Origin of the sequence: Terrabacter ginsenosidimutans (assembly GCF_039539425.1) — a bacterium.
GTDB lineage: Bacteria > Actinomycetota > Actinomycetes > Actinomycetales > Dermatophilaceae > Terrabacter > Terrabacter ginsenosidimutans.
In genome coordinates, this window is sequence record NZ_BAABDC010000010.1 from 33,577 (window position 1) to 51,376 (window position 17,800).

Consider the following 17,800-nt stretch of genomic DNA (forward strand, 5'->3'; position numbering starts at 1 on the left):
GCGCAGTCTACGGACCCGGTCGGGGGGCAGACGGACCGGCGGCCGGTGGGGTGATCACCCCACCGGCCGCCGGCCCGTGCTGCAGGTCAGGAACCGGTCAGTGGAGCCTGACCTGCCCGTGGACGGGCTGCGTGCCGCTGTCGTAGACGACGGCGCCCGAACCGTCACGGACGACGACGCGCAGCGTGTCGGTCGCGGCGTCGGTGGCCGTCAGCTCGAAGCGGTAGCCGGACGCGCCGCCGACGGTCGCAGAGCCCGCGAGGCGGGCGGTGTCACCGGTGACGACGAGCCAGTCGAGCCCCGTGGAGGCGAGGGTCAGGCCCGGCGTCGTCAGCGTGAGCGAGCCGTCCGGACGACTCGCGCCTGTCGCGTACTTCGCCGACACGGAGAACTCCGCCTTGCCGCTCGCCGACGGAGCGCCGACCACGGCGCCCTTGGGCGAGCTGAACCAGCCTCCGCCCGTGAGGAACCCGGCGGCGCGGTCAAAGACGACCACGGTCGTCGCGCCGGTGCCGGCGTTGCCCCACTGGTCGGTGACCGTCACCGTGACGGTGTAGACGCCCGCGGCGGAGTAGACATGGCTCCCGCTGACGGTGCCACCGGTCACGGTGCCGGCGGAGGTGCTGCCGTCACCCCACCCGATGGTCGCCGTGTGCGTGTCGAGCGGGTCGGCGTCCGTGAAGGGAGCCGACACCGTGACCGGCGTGCCCACCGAGGTGGCCGTCGACGGTCCGGTGACGGCGCCCACGACCGGTGCGGAGTTCGTCAGGTTCAGCCCCACGAGCACCGGGTCGTGGTCCGAGATCCGGAACTGGTCCGGCGCGTAGAGACTCGTGACCTGTGCCGACGTCTTGAACTCGGTGTTGTAGTCGAGGATCGAGGGCTCGTCGGCGTTGACGTGCCAGTCGCCGACCCCCGTCACCTGGCTGTCGATCGATGCGGAGCCGAGTGCGTGGTCGAGGTAGCCCCACTGCCCGTCGAAGGCGTAGGAGTATGCCTCGCGCCCGTTGCGCTGCTCGATGAGGTTGGCGTAGCCCGCCTTCTCGAGCGTGGTGATCGGGTCCTCCTTGGCGTAGGAGTTCATGTCGCCGAGGATGAGGACGTCGGGGTCACCCGTGCCCGTCGGGTCGCCGGCGAGCCAGTCGGCGAGCAGCTGCGCCGACCGGACGCGCACCGCGGTGCAGTTGCCCTGGCCGTCGCCGGCGTCGGGGGTGACGCACGCGCTGCCCTTGCTCTTCAGGTGGTTCGCGACGGCGACGAACGTGCCACCCGTCGTGTTGTCGCGGAACGCCTGGGCGAGCGAGGGACGGTTGCGCGGGCCGGAGTCGCCGCCGTTGACGAAGTCGACGGAGTTGAGCGCGGCCGTCGTGCCGACGGGTGTCACGGCGGACGGCTTGTAGAGCATGCCGACCTTGATCGCGTCGTTGCCGAGAGCGTCTGTCTGCCCCGTGAGGGCATCGGCGTCGATGAACGCCCACGTGCCGGCGCCGTCCTTGGCGTTGAGCTTGCTGACGAGGAACTGCTCGGCGCTGTCGGCGCCGTAGCCGTCGTTCTCCATCTCCATGAAGGCGACGACGTCGGCCTGCGTGCCCGAGACGGCGGCGACCGTCTTGCGCCACTGGCGGTCGAACTCCGTCGCCGTGTTGGCGCCGCGGCAGTCCATGACCGCCCCGGTGAGCCCGCCGCGGCAGTTGTTGCCGGACGTGTCGAGCGTGGTGAAGAAGTTGAGCAGGTTCATCCCGACGACGCGGGTGTCACCCCCGACGGCGGGCGGGCTCGTCGGCCGCGGGTTGGTCGGCTGGAAGTCGACCGTGGCCGTCGGCGAGACCGGTCGGATGCGGTAGGCGTTGGCACTCGAGGCATTGCCGCCCCACGTGTAGTTCAGCACGCCCGTGAGCCCGGTGACGGTGTCGCCTCCCCGAAGCGTGTTGTCCGCCGTGAGGGGCTTCCCGCCACGCCCGAAGACGATCGGGTCGACGTTCTGGGCCTGCGTGGTGTCGTCGAGGATGAGCTTGCGCAGGTTGTTCGAGGCCTGCAGCGCGGCCGCGTCGGCACCCGGGGCGACGACGTTGGTCGGCTGCTCGAGGCGCCCGCCCTGCGAGAGCGTGACCTGGCCGAAACGGCCGAGCTGGAAGTGCTCCGTCACCGACATGGCCTGCGGGAGCGTCACGAGCATGCCCTCGTAGCGCTCCAGAGCCGTGCCACTGGCCACAGGGAAGCGCACCTCGGTCGGGGCGACCGAGCCGGTGCCGCACACCGTGATGCTGCTGGCGCTGACCTGGGTCTGGCCCTGGTTCTCGCCCGCGTTGCCTCGCACCGTGACGAGGTCACCGAGCGCGACGCTGTCGGCGTTGCTGCCCTCGAAGACGAAGATGCCGTCGGACGTGGCGGGGTTGCCGTCGCCCTCCGGGTCCTGGATGAAGAAGCCGCGCAGGGCCGGCGAGGGGCCCTCGTAGTCGCCGACGACGACGCCTCGCGTCGTGACGCTGCCCGTGATGGCGGCGGTGTCGCCGCTGCCCTGGATCGCCGGCACGGGGGTAGCCGTGACCTCGCAGGGGTTGGCCGCCGGGACCGAGAAGTGCACGACGACGTCGCTGGCGGGGCTGTCGGGGGGGTCGACGGCGTCCTTGTCGGTGATGCCCGACGCCGCGACCGTGAGGGTGCACGCGTCTCCGAGGCTGAAGTCCGCGGACGGGTTCAGGGTGAAGGTCGTCGGTCCGCCGGTGACCGCGAGGGTCTTGGCGCCCGAGAGCGAGCACGAGATCGTGAACGCCCCAGCAGCGGCATCGACGGGCTCCGAGAAGGTGACGGTCGGGCTCGCGTCGACCGCGACGCTCGAGGCACCGTCGGCCGGGGTGGTGGAGGTGACGCCGGGGGCGACGTCGGTCGCGGGGCCGCCGTCGACGGTGTGGCTACCGAGACCGTCGAAGGTGTTGACGGCGAAGCCGTCCCACTGCACGGCGGGGTCGAAGGCGTCGGAGCCGTCGGGGTCACCAGCGACGACCGACGACTTGCGCCTGATCGTGTTGTCCGTCGTGTTGGTCGGGTCCGCGCCCCAACCGGCGGCACCGGGGTCGGTGCCGATCTGCCCGATGACGTCGAGCACCGTGGTGCCCTTGCGGAGCGCGACTGCGTCGTTGCCGTTGTAGGTCACCGAGCCGCTGAACTGGTCTGCTGCCGCGCGCAGCACCGGGTCGTTGGTGCTGCTGCTGTTGGCCAGGACGTACGCGTCGCCGTTGGCGACGGAGCCCGTCAGGGCGATCGGGGACCCCCCGGTGGGGCTGCCGTTCGTGAAGACCTGGATGTTGTAGCCCGCTGCAGCGAGGTCGACGGCGGCGCCGGTGCCGTTGTAGATCTCGAGCGCCTTGTTGTTGCTCAGACCCTCGACGTACTCGCTGATGAACAGCTCCGAGGGGGCTGCCGCGGAGGCCGGTGCGGCCGCGACGAAAGGGGTGATGCCCACGGCGAGCGCAGCGGTGGTGACCGCGGCGACCCGGCGCAGGGCAGGACGAGACTGACGCATGTGTTTCCTCCCTGGGACCGGCTCCTACGCGCGGTCTGCGGGTCACCCTAGACCGGGGTGGGACGTCTCGCGCGTCGAGATGACGACGCACTGCTGAACGAGCGGAGACGTCGCGACATCGCGGTCACCACACGTCCTCGGCCCTCAGGCCAGCGGCCACCTGCCCGGCCAGCGGGCCAGCCGTCGCTGCGTGACGAACCGTCGCGGCGTCCCGTCGACAGGGTCGTCGAAGGCCAGCACCGCCGCGAGGAGCTGGAGCGGCGAGCCGAAGTCACCCGGCGGCACCTGGCGCTCGACGGGGTAGAGCGGGTCGTCGAGGATCGGGATCCCGAGACCGTGGAGCTGGCAGCGCAGCTGGTGGGTGCGACCGGTGCGAGGGGTCAGGCGGTAGAGGCCGAGCGGCTCTCCCGCCGGTCCGGCACCGGGTGCGGTGTCGAGCAGCTCGACGAGCGTCTCGGCGTTCGGCTCGGCACCGGAGACCTCACGGGCCTGGTGGGTGCCGTGCTCCTTGACCAGGTGCGTGTGCCGGAGCACGGGGAGCTCGAGGTCCCGGCGCACCGGCGCCACTGCGAGGTACTCCTTGTGGGCGAGGCCCTCGGCGAAGACCCGCTGGTAGGCACCGCGCCACCGCTGCTCGGTGGTGAACATGAGGACCCCGGCCGTGGGCCGGTCCAGGCGGTGGGCCGGGGTCAGACGCGCCTCCCCCGTCGCGACGCGGGCGCGCGCCAGGGCGCTCTGCACGACGTGCTGCCCCCGCGGCATCGTCGCCATGTCGTGCGGCTTGTCCACGACGACGATCCGCTCGTCGCGGTGCAGGACGACGGGGTCCTCGGGATGCGACACCTCGGCCGGCAGGTCGCGGTGGGCCCAGACCGCCGACTGCGGCACGAAGGGCGCATCGGCCGGCACGGGCCACCCCGAGCCGTCGACGAACTCCCCGGCCGCGAGCATCCGGTCGACCTCGTCAGTGTCCAAGCCGGGCGAGAGCCGCTCGACGAGATGGTCGCGCAGGGTCGCCCAGGGGCCGGCCTGCGGCATACGGAAGCGTTGCGCGTCGACGCCGTGGCGCGGGGGCAGCGGCGAGGGTGGGATCGAACCGCGGACCACTCTCAGGAGTCCCTGCCGGCCGGCCCGACGCGGACGACCTCGGCCTCGGTGCCGAGGAACGCACCGTAGGCCGCGGCAGCGCGACCCACCTCGTCCCACCGCCGGACGGAGAGCTCGGCAAAGGGCTGCACCTCCAGCACCACGTGAGCGCGCTTCTGCACGCGACGCCACGTGCCGGCGACCTGGCCGTCGATGACGAGCGTCGGCTTGAAGACCATGTTGCGCCCGGGGACGACGGCGGCGAAGTGCTCGGGCGGCAACGTCACGTCGCGCGACTTGTAGCCGAGGAGGAACTCGTCCCACTGCGGGAGCAGGTGCACTCCGCTGGGGCCGTCGGGCACGTCGCGCGCCGCCACGTGGGTCAGCCAGGTCTGCCCGTCGACCTGCTCCCGCACGAGGCGGTCCTCGACGAGGGCCAGCGCCTCACGGGTCAGGCCGAGCGGCTTGAGCATCCAGCCGGCGAGGTCCTTGTCGGTGACCGGTCCATGGCTGCGCACGTAGCGCTCGGCCACGGTTGCGAGGCCCTCCTCGCGGGAAGGCTTGAGGGAGTGGGGAACCCACGCGTCGATGAGCACGAAGCTCGGCTGCTTGCCGATGAGCGGCCCCTGGCAGATGAGGCCGCTCATGCAGTGGTGACCGATGAGGTGATAGTTGCGCTGGTCGGTCGGGTCGATGCCGTGCTCGACGAGCAGGGCCGCCACGTCGGGCCGGCTCCTGGGCTCGCGCAGGTGCTCCTCGAACAGCCTGCCGGACAGCTCGACGTCGGCCTCGGTGATCCCGAGCTGGGCGAACCGGGTGGCGAGCGTCGTGCTGCGGGGCGCCGCCAGCAGCTCGCACATCCAGCGCGCGTCCTCGGCCGGCACCCAGTGGATCGTGCCCCGCATCGGCCACGTGCGCACGACCTCGCGGTCGTGCACGGCCTGCTCGACCTCGGCCAGGGTCAGTCCCGAGCGCACGCCGAGGGACCACGCGCCGCTCGCGTAGTCCTGGGCCTGGAGCGCCCCCAGCTCGCGTGCCACGTCGAGCGCGGACACCGGGCCGTCGGCATCGAGGCGGGGCGTCAGGCCGAGCGCGGCCATCCGCGTCCGGCGCATCCGCCGGCGGTCCCCCTCGCGCATCAGCTGAGGCAGGACGGACCGAGCAGCGCCTTGAGGTCGCCGAAGAGGGCGGACGTGGCGGTGACGCGGAGCGAGTCGTCCAGCGACATGAGCACCGACCGCCCCGGCTGGGTCAGCTTGACCTGCACCTCCGTGGCTCCGGGGTGCTCGCCCAGCACCCGCTTGAGGCTCTCGGCCACAGCGGGCGTCGCCCGCCCGAGCGGCAGCGTCAGCACGACCGGGCCCCGGGGGCCCTCCTTGATGTCGGGGATCGTGAGCTCCTGGGCGAAGATCGAGATGGAGTCGTCGCGGGCGCTGATGCGTCCCTTGACCGCGCACACCGTGTCCTGCGCCAGCATCGTCGAGTAGGTCATGTAGGCCGACGGGAAGAAGAGGCACTCGATGGCGCCGTCGAGGTCCTCGACGGTGGCGATGGCCCAGAGGTCGCCCTTCTTCGTGCGCTTGAGCTGCAGGCTCGTGATGAGCCCCGCGACGGTGACGGGGGTGCCGTCCGCCTTCGGGTCGTCGCCCATGAGCGAGGCGATCGAGGTGTCGGCATGCGTGGCCAGGATGTGCTCGATGCCGAAGAGCGGGTGGTCGCTGACGTAGAGGCCGAGCATCTCGCGCTCGAACGAGAGCAGGCTGGCCTTGTCCCACTCGAGCGTCGGCACCGGCGGCAGGCCGTCGAACGCCCCCGGGCCACCGGCAGCGCCGGCGTCGCCGGTGTCGTCACCGAAGCTGCCGAAGAGGCTGTCCTGGCCGATGGCCTCCTGCTTCTTGACCTCGACGAGCGCGTCGATGTAGCGCTCGTGGACCTCGACCATGCCGCGGCGGCTCTCGCCGAGCGAGTCGAACGCCCCGCCCTTGATGAGCGACTCGATGGTGCGCTTGTTGCACACGACAGCGGGCACCTTGGAGAGGAAGTCCTTGAAGGAGGCGAAGGCGCCCTTGTCCTCGCGCGCCTTGATGATGGCCTGCACGACGGGCAGCCCGACGTTGCGGATCGCGGCGAGCCCGAAGCGGATGTCGGTGCCGACGGCCGCGAAGTTGGCGATCGACTCGTTGACGTCCGGCGGCAGCACCTTGATGCCCATGTGCCGGCACTCGTTGAGGTACAGCGCCGACTTGTCCTTGTCGTCACGCACGCTCGTCAGCAGGGCCGCCATGTACTCGGCGGGGTAGTTCGCCTTGAGGTAGCCCGTCCAGTACGACACGAGGCCGTAGGCCGCCGTGTGCGCCTTGTTGAACGCGTAGTCCGAGAACGGGACGAGGACGTCCCAGAGCGCCTTGACCGAGGCCTCGTTGAAGCCCTGGGCCTTCATGCCGGTGGAGAAGGGGACGTACTCGGCGTCGAGCACCTCCTTCTTCTTCTTGCCCATGGCGCGGCGCAGCAGGTCGGCGTTGCCGAGCGTGTAGCCGGCCAGCTTCTGGGCGACCTCCATGACCTGCTCCTGGTAGATGACCAGGCCGTAGGTCATCCCGAGGATGGGGTCGAGCGCCTGGACCATCTCGGGCTGGAGCTTGCCCTCCAGCTTCGGGTCGAGCGGGGTGAGCGCCTGCTTGCCGTTCTTGCGCAGCGCGAAGTTCGTGTGCGCGTTGACGCCCATCGGGCCCGGCCGGTAGAGCGCGAGGGCGGCCGAGATGTCCTCGAAGTTGTCGGGCTGCATGAGGCGCAGCAGCGAGCGCATGCCGCCGCCGTCGAGCTGGAAGACCCCGAGCGTGTCGCCGCGACCGAGCAGCTCGTAGGTGGCGCGGTCGTCGAGGGTCTTGGACAGCTCGTCGAGGTCGATGTCCTCGTCCCGGTTGAGCTTGATGTTCTCGATGGCGTCATCGAGGATCGTCAGGTTGCGCAGGCCGAGGAAGTCCATCTTGACCAGGCCCAGCGACTCGCAGCTGGGGTAGTCGAACTGGGTGATGATCTGGCCGTCCTGGAGACGACGCATGATCGGGATGACGTCGACGAGGGGCTCGCTGCTCATGATGACGCCGGCTGCGTGCACCCCCCACTGACGCTTCAGGCCCTCGAGGCCGAGCGCCGTCGCCACGACCTCCTGCGCCTGCGGGTCCTCGTCGTGGACGACGCGGAAGTCGGCGGCCTCGTTGTAGCGCTTGGAGTCAGGCTTGAAGACGTCGGCGAGCGGCATGCCCTTGCCCATGACGTCGGGCGGCATCGCCTTGGTGAGCTTCTCACCCATCGCGAAGGGGTGGCCGAGGACGCGGCTCGCGTCCTTGAGGGCCTGCTTGGCCTTGATCGTGCCGTAGGTGACGATCTGGGCGACCCGTTCCTCGCCGTACTTCTCCGTGACGTAGCGGATGACCTCACCGCGCCGGCGCTCGTCGAAGTCGACGTCGAAGTCGGGCATCGACATGCGCTCGGGGTTGAGGAACCGCTCGAAGATGAGACCGTGCGGCACCGGGTCGAGGTCGGTGATGCCCATGGCGTAGGCGCACATGGAGCCGGCACCCGAGCCACGGCCGGGCCCGACACGGATGCCGTTGCGCTTGGCCCAGTTGATGAAGTCGGCGACGACGAGGAAGTAGCCCGGGTAGCCCTTGGAGACGATGACGTCCTCCTCGAAGGCCGCCTGCTTGCGGGCGTAGTCCGGCACCCCTGCCGGGAAGCGGCGCTGGAGGCCGGTCTCGACCTCCTTGATGAACCACGACGTCTCGTCCTCGCCCTCGGGGCAGGGGAACCGGGGCATGTAGCGCCCCTCCCCCTCGGTGAAGGAGACCTCGCACCGCTCGGCGATGAGCAGGGTGTTGTCGCACGCCTCCGGCAGCTCGCGCCACAGGTGACGCATCTCCTGGGCGGACTTGAGGTAGAAGTCGTCGGCGTCGAACTTGAACCGGTTGGGGTCCATCAGCGTCGAGCCGGACTGGACGCAGAGCAGGGCCGCGTGCGCCTTGGCGTCCTCGGCCCTCGTGTAGTGCAGGTCGTTGGTCGCGACGAGCGGCAGCTTGAGGTCGCGCGCGAGCCGGATGAGGTCCTTCTGCGTGCGCCGCTCGATGTCGAGGCCGTGGTCCATCAGCTCGACGTAGACGTTCTCGTTGCCGAAGATGTCGCGCAGCTCCGCCGCCACCTCGCGGGCCTCGTCGTACATCCCGAAGCGCAGCTTGGTCTGGATCTCGCTCGACGGGCAGCCGGTCGTGACGATGAGGCCCTTGCCGTAGGTCGATAGCAGGTCACGGTCGATGCGTGGCCACTTCGTGTAGACCTGGTCCAGCGAGGCGATGGACGTCATCCGGAAGAGGTTGTGCATGCCCTCGTTGTTCTGGGCGAGCATCGTCATGTGGGTGTAGGCGCCACTGCCGGAGACGTCGTCGCGACCGCCGTCGCCCCAGCTGACCTTGGTGCGGTCCGTGCGGTCGGTGCCCGGCGTGATGTAGGCCTCGACGCCGATGATCGGCTTGACCCCCGTGCCCTGGGCCTTCTTCCAGAACTCGTAGGCACCGAAGACGTAGCCGTGGTCGGTCGTCGCGAGGGCCGGCATGCCCATCCGCGCCGCCTCGCTGAAGAGGTCGCCGATACGCGCCGCCCCGTCCAGCATGGAGTACTCCGTGTGCACGTGGAGGTGCACGAAGTTCGGGTCGTTTCGCGGGGCGGCTTCGGTCGACATCGTGGACGAGTCTAAGCCTCCCCGCGGACACTCCTCGGCGTGTCGGGACCGGGTGTCGCCCGCCCCCGCCGACGCGCCGCCCACGGACCGCCCGGGGCGGCCGGACGGCATACGCCATCAACCTTCACCGTGAGGTGGAAGGTCAGGGACTCAGAAGGTCGCGACGATGTCGAGAGACCGCTGCAGGTCCTCGGGATAGGGGCTCTCGAAGTGGACGTACTCCCCCGTGCCGGGATGCTCGAAGCCCAGGCCCACCGCGTGCAGCCACTGCCGCTCGAGCTTCAGCCGGGCCGCGAGCTTCGGGTCGGCCCCGTAGGTCAGGTCGCCGCAGCACGGGTGGTGCAGCGCCGCGAAGTGCACGCGGATCTGGTGGGTCCGGCCAGTCTCCAGGTGGATGTCGAGCAGGCTCGCGTGACGGAAGGCCTCGATGACCTCGTAGTGCGTGACCGACGGCTTGCCGCTCTTCATCACGGCGAACTTGTAGTCGTGCCCGGGGTGGCGGCCGATGGGCGCGTCGACCGTCCCCACGACCGGGTCGGGGAGGCCCTGCACGAGCGCGTGGTACGTCTTGTCGACCGTGCGACTGCGGAAGGCCTGCTTGAGGTGGGAGTAGGCGTACTCGCTCTTGGCCACGACCATGAGACCCGACGTGCCGACATCGAGCCGACTCACGATGCCCTGGCGCTCAGGAGCGCCCGAGGTGGAGATGCGGTAGCCGGCGGCGGCGAGACCGGACACGACGTCGGGCCCGCTCCATCCCACGCTGGGGTGGGCGGCCACCCCGACGGGCTTGTCGACGACGACGATGTCGTCGTCGTCGTGGACGATCGACATGCCCGGAACGGGCTGGGCGATGACCTGCAGGCTCGGGCTCTCCTCGGGCCGCGGCAGCGACACCTCGAGCATCGAGCCGGCCGAGAGCCGCTCCGACTTGGCCACGGACTTGCCGTCGAGCACGACGTGGCCGTCGGCGGCGAGGTCGGCGGCCTTGGTTCGCGAGACGCCGAAGAGCCGGGCCACGCCGGCGTCGACGCGCTCACCCTCCAGGCCGTCGGGCACGAGCACGGTGCGCACGTCAGGCACGCTCGCCCCCCGGACGGCGCGAGTCACGCGGGTCGGACGCCTCGGGCGCCCTGTCGGTCTGTCGCGTCATGTCCGTCTCGCCGTTCCTGGAGGTGTTGGTCGTGTCGTCAGTGGTGTCGTCAGTGGTGTCATCAGGGGCGTCGCGGGGGATCGTCTCGCCGGCCGGCGCCGCCGCACCACGGCCGTGGTCACGGCGGCCGTCGACCCCGATCCCGAGCAGCGCGAGGATCACGATGAGCCCCGCTGCCGAGACGATCCAGATGTCGGCGACGTTGCCGATGAACCAGCGGTTGTAGTCGATGAAGTCGACCACGTGCCCCTGGCCCCCACCCGGCGGCCGGACGAACCGGTCGGTGAGGTTGCCGATCGCGGCGCCGAGCAGCAGGCCGAGGGCGATCGCCCACGCCCGCGACCCCAGCTGACGTGCCACGACGATGATGGCGACGAGGACCGCCAGGGCGATGCCCGTCATGACCCACGTGTTGCTGGCACCGAGCGACAGGGCCGCTCCCGGGTTGCCGATGAGCTTGAAGCGGATGAGCTCGCCGACGAACGGGCGCGGCTCACCGTCGGCGAGGACATCGAGGGCGACCATCTTGGTCAGCTGGTCGCTGAGGTAGGCGAGGACGGCGACGACGCCGAGAACGACGAAGAGCCGTTTGCGACGGTCGGTCCTGGGTCGGTCCTCGGCGGGTGTCGAGCTCACGGCCTCGGTCGGTGTAGTCGTGGACGCGCCGTCGACCCCCGCTCGGGGGGTCGACGTGGCGTGTTCGGGGGTCAGTGGCGGTCCTGCTTCTCCTGGCATGTCATGCACAGGGTCGCACGAGGACGGGCCTGAAGTCGAAGCTTGCCGATCGGGTTGCCGCAGTTCTCGCAGATGCCGTAGGTCCCGGCGTCGAGCTGCTCGAGGGCGTGCTCGGCCTGACGCAGGCTCGCGCGCGCGTTCGCGGCCACCGAGATCTCGTGCTCGCGCTCGGCCGTCTTCGCGCCGGCGTCGGCCTGGTCGTCACCGGAGCCGTCGCCCGAGGCCCGCAGGAGGTCGTCGAGCTCGTCCTCGGCCAGCTTCAGCTCGTCCCGGTGCTGCTCGATCTCCTCGAGGAGCACACCGCGCACCTCGCTGATCTCGTCCTCGCTCCAGGGGCTCTCGTCGTCCTTCACCCGCAGCTGCTCGGCGAGCTTGCGCGCGTTGGGGCGGCTGCTCGCTGCCTTGGCGGTGGTCTTGGAGGCGGTCTTGGCCGTGGACTTGGCGGTCGGCTTGGTGGTGCCCGTCCGGGATCCTGCGGTGGAGCTCGTCGTCACTGGTGCCTTCTTGGTTCGGGTCGCCGGGGCCTTGGCAGCGGTCTTCGCGCTGGCGGCACCGGCTGGGGTGGTCTGAGGGGTGGTGGTCCGCTTCGTTGCGGGGGCCTTCTTGGCGGGCGCGGCCTTGGCAGGCGCGGCCTTCGTGGCGGACGTCTTCTTCGCGGGCGCGGCCTTCGTGGCGGACGTCTTCTTCGCGGGCGCGGCCTTGGTGGCGGACGTCTTCTTGGCAGGCGCGGCCTTCGTGGCGGACGTCTTCTTCGCGGGCGCGGCCTTCGTGGCGGACGTCTTCTTCGCGGGCGCGGCCTTCGTGGCGGACGTCTTCTTCGCGGGCGCGGCCTTCGTGGCGGACGTCTTCTTCGCGGGCGCCGCCTTCGCAGCGGACGTCTTCTTGGCAGGCGCGGCCTTGGCGGCGGACGTCCTCGTGGCGGGTGCCGCCTTCCTGGCTGCCCCCGTCGTGCTGCTCGCGGTTGACCGCTGGGCCGCGGTTGTCGCCGCTGCCGTCTTCTTCGCCGCCATCAGACCCTCCGTCGCTCAAGCCGTCGACGCTGACAAGTGGGGCTGACAATAAGCCCCGCACGGGTCGTGCACAAACGCGAAACGCTCATGAGGGCAAAGTGTTCGCCACTCAGGACGACGCAGGCCGCCCGGGAGGGTTCCCGGGCGGCCTGCGCGCGTCTGTTCGAGGTGGGACTCAGCCCTGGTTGCCGTCTCCGGCGCCGGCGTGCGCCGGCTCCTGGGCACTCGAGTCCAGGTCGTGGAGCTGACCTTCGATGTAGGACTTGAGGTTCGAGCGGTAGTTCTTCTCGAAGCCCCGCAGCTCGGCGATCTTCCGGTCGAGCAGGCCCTTCTGCTTGTCGAGCTCCTCGAGGAGGGCGGCCTTCTTCTGCTGGGCCTCGGCGACCATGCCGGTGGCGCGCTCACGCGCCTCGGTGAGCATCTCGTCGCGCTTGGTCGTGGCCTCGGCGATCATCTGGTCGCGCTGCGAGGTGGCCTCGTTGATCATCTGGTCACGCTGGGCCGCAGCGGCCGCGGCGATCTGCTCGGCCTCCTGCGTCGCCTGGTCGTGCCGGCCCTGGCCGGTGTTGATGAGCTCGTCGTGTCGGGCCTGGGCCGCCGCGATCATCTCGCGGTGGCGGGTCTCGGCCTCGGAGATGAGCTCGTTGCGGCGGCTCTCACCGGCAGCCACGTGCTCGTCGTGGAGCCGCTGCGCCAGGGCGATGACGCCGGCGGCGTCGAGGTTGCTGGACGCGTTGCCGGCCGGGGCTGCCGCGGCAGCAGCCGCGACCGGTGCGGCTGCGGGTGCCTTCGCGGCCTTGGCGGCGTCCTCACGCAGGCGTGCCGCTTCGGCGGCTGCGGCCTCGGCGTCGGCCTGGGCCTTGGCGGCGCGCTCCTCGGAGGCGCGGGCGTTCTCCTGGGCCTTGGTCAGCTTGGCCTCGGCGTCGGCGACCTGCGAGTTGAGACCTTTGAGCTTGGCCTGCGCGTCGTTGAGGGCCTGGGAGTCCACAGCAGACTTGGCGGCGGTCTCGGCGCGGTCGGCCTCGGCCTTCGCGCGCTCGATGCGCTCCTTGGCGGCGCGCTCGGCGTTCTCGGCGTCGGCCTTGGCCTTGGCGGCACGGTCCGAGGCGGCCTTGAAGGCTCGCTCCGCGTCCTGGATCTTCGCGGTCAGCCCGCCGAGCTTCGCGTCGTCGCCGGGGCGACCCACGACGGGCATGGCCGCCGTCGGGCCGTCGGCGCGTACCGCCGACTGGTTCTTGCTCGCGCGGCAGTCGTTGAGCTGCTTCAGGTAGTCGTCACGCTGCTCGATGAGCGAACGCATCTCCGCCACGATCTCGTCCAGGAAATCGTCAACGTCCCGCTCCTCGTAGCCACGACGGAACTGCGTGGTCTGGAAGTGCTTGTTGAGCACCTGTTCAGGCGTAAGCGCCATGTGTCACCTCGATACAGACGTAATGGTTCGGGTCAACGGTATCTAACGTTCCGGTCACAAACCAAAGCCATGCTCACCGATCGGCGTGTGTCACCTGTGGTCCGCGGGACGAAGTGGCCGCAGATCGGTCAGAAGAAGCTCGGCACGTTCAGAGCGAGAGAGGTCAGCAACATCAGGACGAGGAAGCTGAGGTCGAGTCGGACGCCACCGAGGTTCGGTGACGGGATCACCTTGCGCAGGGCGCGCAACGGCGGGTCGGTCACGGTGTAGACGGCCTCCGCCAGGACGAGCACGACCCCGGAGGGTCTCCACGACCGAGCCAGCACCTGTACCCAGTCGATGACGAAGCGACCGATGAGGGCGATGAAGAAGGTGAAGACCACCACCCCGTAGATCGTCCAGAACGCGTCCATGCCGTCAGTGTCCCTGATTCGGGGGCAGGAGTGTGAACCGGGGTCCAGGTCGAGGACACTGCGACCTCGCTTCGCACTCGCGTCCCAGGACCGGGACGCTCAGCTCTGGTTGAAGAAGCCGCGCGTGGAGACGGCGGGCGTCTCGGGCTCGTCGGCGGAGATCTCGACGTGGGCCGGCGAGAGGAGGAACACCTTGGAGGTGACTCGCTCGATGGTCCCGTGCAGGCCGAACACGAGGCCGGCCGCGAAGTCGACGAGGCGCTTGGCGTCGGCGTCGTCCATGTCACTGAGGTTCATGATGACCGGCACCTGGTCGCGGAACCACTCGCCGATGTTCTTGGCCTCGTTGTAGGTGCGCGGGTGGATGGTGGTGATGCGGTTCAGCGAACCGACCTCGACGTCGCGCACGACGGCGGCCACGGGACGCTTCGTCGGCAGCTGCGTGACGGCCGCGGTGTGCTCGCTCTCGTCGTCGTAGCGGTCGGACTCGTCGTACGCGTCGTAGTCGTCGTAACGGTCGTGACGCTGGTCCTCCTCGCTGAGTCCGAGGTACACCATCGTCTTGCGCAGTGCCCCTGCCATGGCCAACTCCCAAAACGTCGGATTGTGATCGCTGCCGACGTTACAGAAGTGACGGGCGTGAACCGAGGATTGCGGTGCCGACACGCAGGTGTGTCGCACCGTGGCGCAGGCCGGCCTCGAGATCGCCACTCATTCCCGCCGAGATCCAGTCGGCCTGCGGGTACCGAGCACGTATGCCGTCCGCGACCTCCCGGAGGCGGGCGAAGGCCTCGTCGGGGTCGGCACCCAGCGGCGCGACGGCCATCACTCCACGGAGGTCGAGAAGTCCTTGTGCCGCAACGGCGTCCGCGAGGCTCGGGGCGTTCTCGGGCAGCACGCCGCCCCGCGTGGTGGCCCCGTCGAGGCTCACCTGGAGCAGCACCTGCAGAGGCCGGTCGACGGCGTGTGCCCCCTTGGCGAGGGCCGTCACGAGCTTGCCCCGGTCGACCGACTCGACGACGTCGGCATAGCCGGCGACGTGGGCTGCCTTGTTGGTCTGCAGCTGTCCGATGAAGTGCAGCGTCAGCTCGGGCCGGCCGGCGTCGGACAGCGCCTGCCGCACCTCGCGGAACTTCTCGCCTGCCTCCTGGTCGCGGTTCTCGCCGAAGTGGCGCACGCCCAGGCGGTGGAGCAGCAGGACGTCGGAGGCCGGGAAGTACTTCGTGACGACGACGAGGGTGACGCCTGCAGGGTCGCGACCGGCCTCGGCGCATCCCCTGGCGATGCGCGCATGGACGCCCCCGAGGTTGTCGCGCAGCTGTTCCAGGCGGGCTTCGGTCTCCGCGGAGCCCGGACTCACGAATCGGCCCGTCGGAGCGCGACGACGCCGACGAAGCGGCCGGTCCGGCCGTCACGACGGTAGGAGTAGAGGTCGCCGCTCTCGCGCGTGCAGCCCGGAACCCACTGGACCGCGACATCGGCCGCCGCCAGCTGCTCGACGACCCCGGCCGACACGTCGATCGCCGGGGTGCCGGTCCACGAGCGCGCTGCGGAGGCCGTGGCGATCGCCGCAGCGGCGTCGGCCATCTGGACCGGCACCTCGTAGCACCGGCCGCAGACCGAGGGTCCGACGGTGGCGGAGAGCGACGTCGCACCGAGGTCGCGCATCGCCGACACCGCGCGCCCCACGACGCCGGCCACCATCCCCGGACGGCCGGCGTGCACCGCGCCGATGACGCCGGCCCGCGCATCGTGCAGCAGCACGGGCACGCAGTCGGCGACGAGCGCGGCGAGCGCGAGTTCGGTTGCGCGCGTGATGATTCCGTCGGCAGCCGGCGGGTCTCCGACCCAGGGACCGTCGACCTCGACGATGTCGGCGCCGTGCACCTGGTTCATGAGGACCAATCGTTCCCGAGGGACCGCGAGCTCCCCGGCGAGGGCGGATCGGTTGGCCTCGACGTCGGCGGGGTCGTCGCCGACGTGACCTCCGAGGTTGAGTCCGGCATACGGCCCGCTCCCCCGTCCTGCCGACCGGCCGGTGAAGCCGAGGTCGACCGAGGGGCTCTCGCCGTCGCTCACGATGCTGGTGCGCCAGTAGAACACGGTGCCCAACCTACGTCGAGGGCTCACTTCCCCACGCGGCAACCCCGATGCAGAGCCTCGGGAGCGGCAGGCGTGAGGAAGTGAGCACTCGGAGCTGGACCTACTTGAGGAAGTCCGGGACGTCGAGGTCGTCGCCCTCGTCGAACGTCACCTGGCGAGGCGGCTGCTGCGCCGCGGGAGCCGGGGCGTGGTGCTGCGGCTGCTGCTGGTGGACGGGCGCCGCAGAGGGCTGCTGGGTCGGCAGCTGCTGCGCCTGCTGGTGCTGGGGCTGCTGCTGGTGCTGCACCGGGGCCGGGTGCACCTGCTGCGAGGCCGGCTGGGCTACCCCGTTGGGCTGGTGCTGCTGCGACTGCTGCGACTGCTGCGGCACCGCCGACACCGGGTGCTGCTGCTGGGCCTGCTGGGGACGGCCCATGACCTGCCCGAGCGCACGGTCGTCGTGGCGCTGGGTGGGACCGCCGCTGTCGAACCCGGCTGCGATGACCGTGACGCGGACCTCGTCGCCGAGCGCATCGTCGATGACGGCACCGAAGATGATGTTGGCCTCGGGGTGCGCGGCCTCCTGGACGAGGCGCGCGGCCTCGTTGATCTCGAAGAGACCGAGGTCGGACCCACCCTGGATGGAGAGCAGCACGCCGTGGGCGCCGTCGATGGACGCCTCGAGCAGCGGGCTGCTGATGGCCAGCTCGGCAGCCTGGACGGCACGATCCTCACCGCGTGCCGAGCCGATGCCCATCAGCGCCGAGCCGGCCCCCTGCATGACCGACTTCACGTCGGCGAAGTCGAGGTTGATCAGGCCGGGGGTCGTGATCAGGTCGGTGATGCCCTGGACACCTGAGAGCAGGACCTGGTCGGCCGAGCGGAAGGCGTCCATCATCGAGACGTTGCGGTCGCTGATCGACAGGAGGCGGTCGTTGGGGATGACGATCAGGGTGTCGACCTCCTCGCGGAGGCTCCCGATGCCGGACTCGGCCTGGTTGGCGCGGCGACGGCCCTCGAAGGTGAACGGGCGCGTGACGACGCCGATCGTCAGGGCGCCGAGCTGGCGGGCGATGCGGGCCACGACGGGCGCGCCACCGGTGCCCGTGCCGCCGCCCTCACCGGCCGTGACGAAGACCATGTCGGCCCCCTTGAGGACCTCCTCGATCTCCTCGGCGTGGTCCTCGGCGGCCTTCTTGCCGACCTCGGGGTCGGCGCCGGCGCCGAGGCCGCGGGTGAGCTCGCGACCGACGTCGAGCTTGACGTCGGCGTCGCTCATGAGCAGTGCCTGGGCATCGGTGTTGATGGCGATGAACTCGACACCCTTGAGGCCGACCTCGATCATGCGGTTGATCGCATTGACGCCGCCGCCGCCGATGCCGACGACCTTGATGACGGCCAAGTAGTTCTGCGGTGCTGCTGCCACGAGAGTGGGCCTTCCTGACTGGTGGTGCCGGTGCTTCGTGTGGTCTGGGGGACGGGCTGTTGCCGGGGGCTGTGCTGTGGTTGGTGCGGCTCGCTCCGAGCGTGTAGCCCTCAAACCTTCAACGTGAACATCAAGGTTACAGTTTGGTCACGAACCAGTGCCCCGACGGTATGACGAGCCACAGGGTCGTTCAACCCACGCCGCGGCGTGTCGTCGCTGGGATTGC

At 70.3% G+C, this 17,800-nt stretch carries 14 protein-coding genes; 1 reads left to right on the forward strand and 13 read right to left on the reverse strand.

What is annotated here, in order from left to right:
* Positions 1–97 precede the first annotated feature (97 nt).
* From ABD831_RS19880 to ABD831_RS19910, 7 genes are all read right to left on the reverse strand, one after another.
* Positions 98–3,523 (reverse strand): ExeM/NucH family extracellular endonuclease, encoded by a 3,426-nt coding sequence (locus ABD831_RS19880; RefSeq protein WP_344950938.1) that lies wholly within the window; start codon positions 3,521–3,523, stop codon positions 98–100.
* Positions 3,524–3,667: 144 nt separating this feature from the next.
* Complete coding sequence (locus ABD831_RS19885) at positions 3,668–4,561, reverse strand: pseudouridine synthase (protein ID WP_344950941.1); 894 nt, start codon at positions 4,559–4,561, stop codon at positions 3,668–3,670.
* Positions 4,562–4,632: 71 nt separating this feature from the next.
* Positions 4,633–5,748, reverse strand: coding sequence for a winged helix DNA-binding domain-containing protein (locus ABD831_RS19890; RefSeq protein WP_344950944.1), 1,116 nt, complete (start codon positions 5,746–5,748; stop codon positions 4,633–4,635).
* Complete coding sequence (dnaE, locus tag ABD831_RS19895) at positions 5,748–9,344, reverse strand: DNA polymerase III subunit alpha (protein WP_344950946.1); 3,597 nt, start codon at positions 9,342–9,344, stop codon at positions 5,748–5,750. Before dnaE ends, ABD831_RS19890 begins: the two co-directional genes overlap by 1 nt.
* 150 nt (positions 9,345–9,494) lie before the next feature.
* A complete protein-coding gene (locus ABD831_RS19900; RefSeq protein ID WP_142180175.1) occupies positions 9,495–10,427 on the reverse strand; it encodes an RluA family pseudouridine synthase in 933 nt (310 codons plus the stop codon).
* Positions 10,420–11,133, reverse strand: coding sequence for a signal peptidase II (gene lspA / locus ABD831_RS19905; protein WP_344950951.1), 714 nt, complete (start codon positions 11,131–11,133; stop codon positions 10,420–10,422). The genes ABD831_RS19900 and lspA overlap by 8 nt, the downstream gene beginning before the upstream one ends.
* Before the next feature lie 71 nt (positions 11,134–11,204).
* Positions 11,205–11,726 (reverse strand): TraR/DksA family transcriptional regulator, encoded by a 522-nt coding sequence (locus ABD831_RS19910; RefSeq protein ID WP_344950954.1) that lies wholly within the window; start codon positions 11,724–11,726, stop codon positions 11,205–11,207.
* Between the two features lie 82 nt (positions 11,727–11,808).
* Between ABD831_RS19910 and ABD831_RS19915 the strand changes: the two genes are divergently transcribed.
* Complete coding sequence (locus ABD831_RS19915; RefSeq protein WP_344950957.1) at positions 11,809–12,288, forward strand: hypothetical protein; 480 nt, start codon at positions 11,809–11,811, stop codon at positions 12,286–12,288.
* A gap of 129 nt (positions 12,289–12,417) precedes the next feature.
* Here the strand turns inward: ABD831_RS19915 and ABD831_RS19920 are convergent, their stop codons facing one another.
* The 6 genes from ABD831_RS19920 to ftsZ form a co-directional block, all read right to left on the reverse strand.
* Positions 12,418–13,653 carry a DivIVA domain-containing protein gene (locus tag ABD831_RS19920; protein WP_344950960.1) on the reverse strand — a complete coding sequence of 412 codons (1,236 nt, stop codon included), beginning with the start codon at positions 13,651–13,653 and terminating at the stop codon, positions 12,418–12,420.
* A 128-nt stretch (positions 13,654–13,781) separates the two neighbouring features.
* The gene (locus ABD831_RS19925; protein WP_045193091.1) at positions 13,782–14,066 is read right to left on the reverse strand and encodes a YggT family protein; all 285 of its coding nucleotides are present in this window, start codon (positions 14,064–14,066) and stop codon (positions 13,782–13,784) included.
* Between the two features lie 99 nt (positions 14,067–14,165).
* Positions 14,166–14,648, reverse strand: a complete 483-nt coding sequence (locus ABD831_RS19930) for a cell division protein SepF (protein ID WP_344950963.1) — start codon at positions 14,646–14,648, stop codon at positions 14,166–14,168.
* Positions 14,649–14,688: 40 nt separating this feature from the next.
* Positions 14,689–15,426 (reverse strand): YggS family pyridoxal phosphate-dependent enzyme, encoded by a 738-nt coding sequence (locus tag ABD831_RS19935; protein WP_344950966.1) that lies wholly within the window; start codon positions 15,424–15,426, stop codon positions 14,689–14,691.
* Positions 15,423–16,169 carry a peptidoglycan editing factor PgeF gene (gene pgeF / locus ABD831_RS19940; protein ID WP_344950969.1) on the reverse strand — a complete coding sequence of 249 codons (747 nt, stop codon included), beginning with the start codon at positions 16,167–16,169 and terminating at the stop codon, positions 15,423–15,425. Before pgeF ends, ABD831_RS19935 begins: the two co-directional genes overlap by 4 nt.
* Before the next feature lie 100 nt (positions 16,170–16,269).
* Positions 16,270–17,574: a cell division protein FtsZ gene (ftsZ, locus tag ABD831_RS19945; protein WP_344950972.1), complete on the reverse strand. Its 1,305-nt coding sequence runs from the start codon at positions 17,572–17,574 to the stop codon at positions 16,270–16,272.
* Positions 17,575–17,800 lie beyond the last annotated feature (226 nt).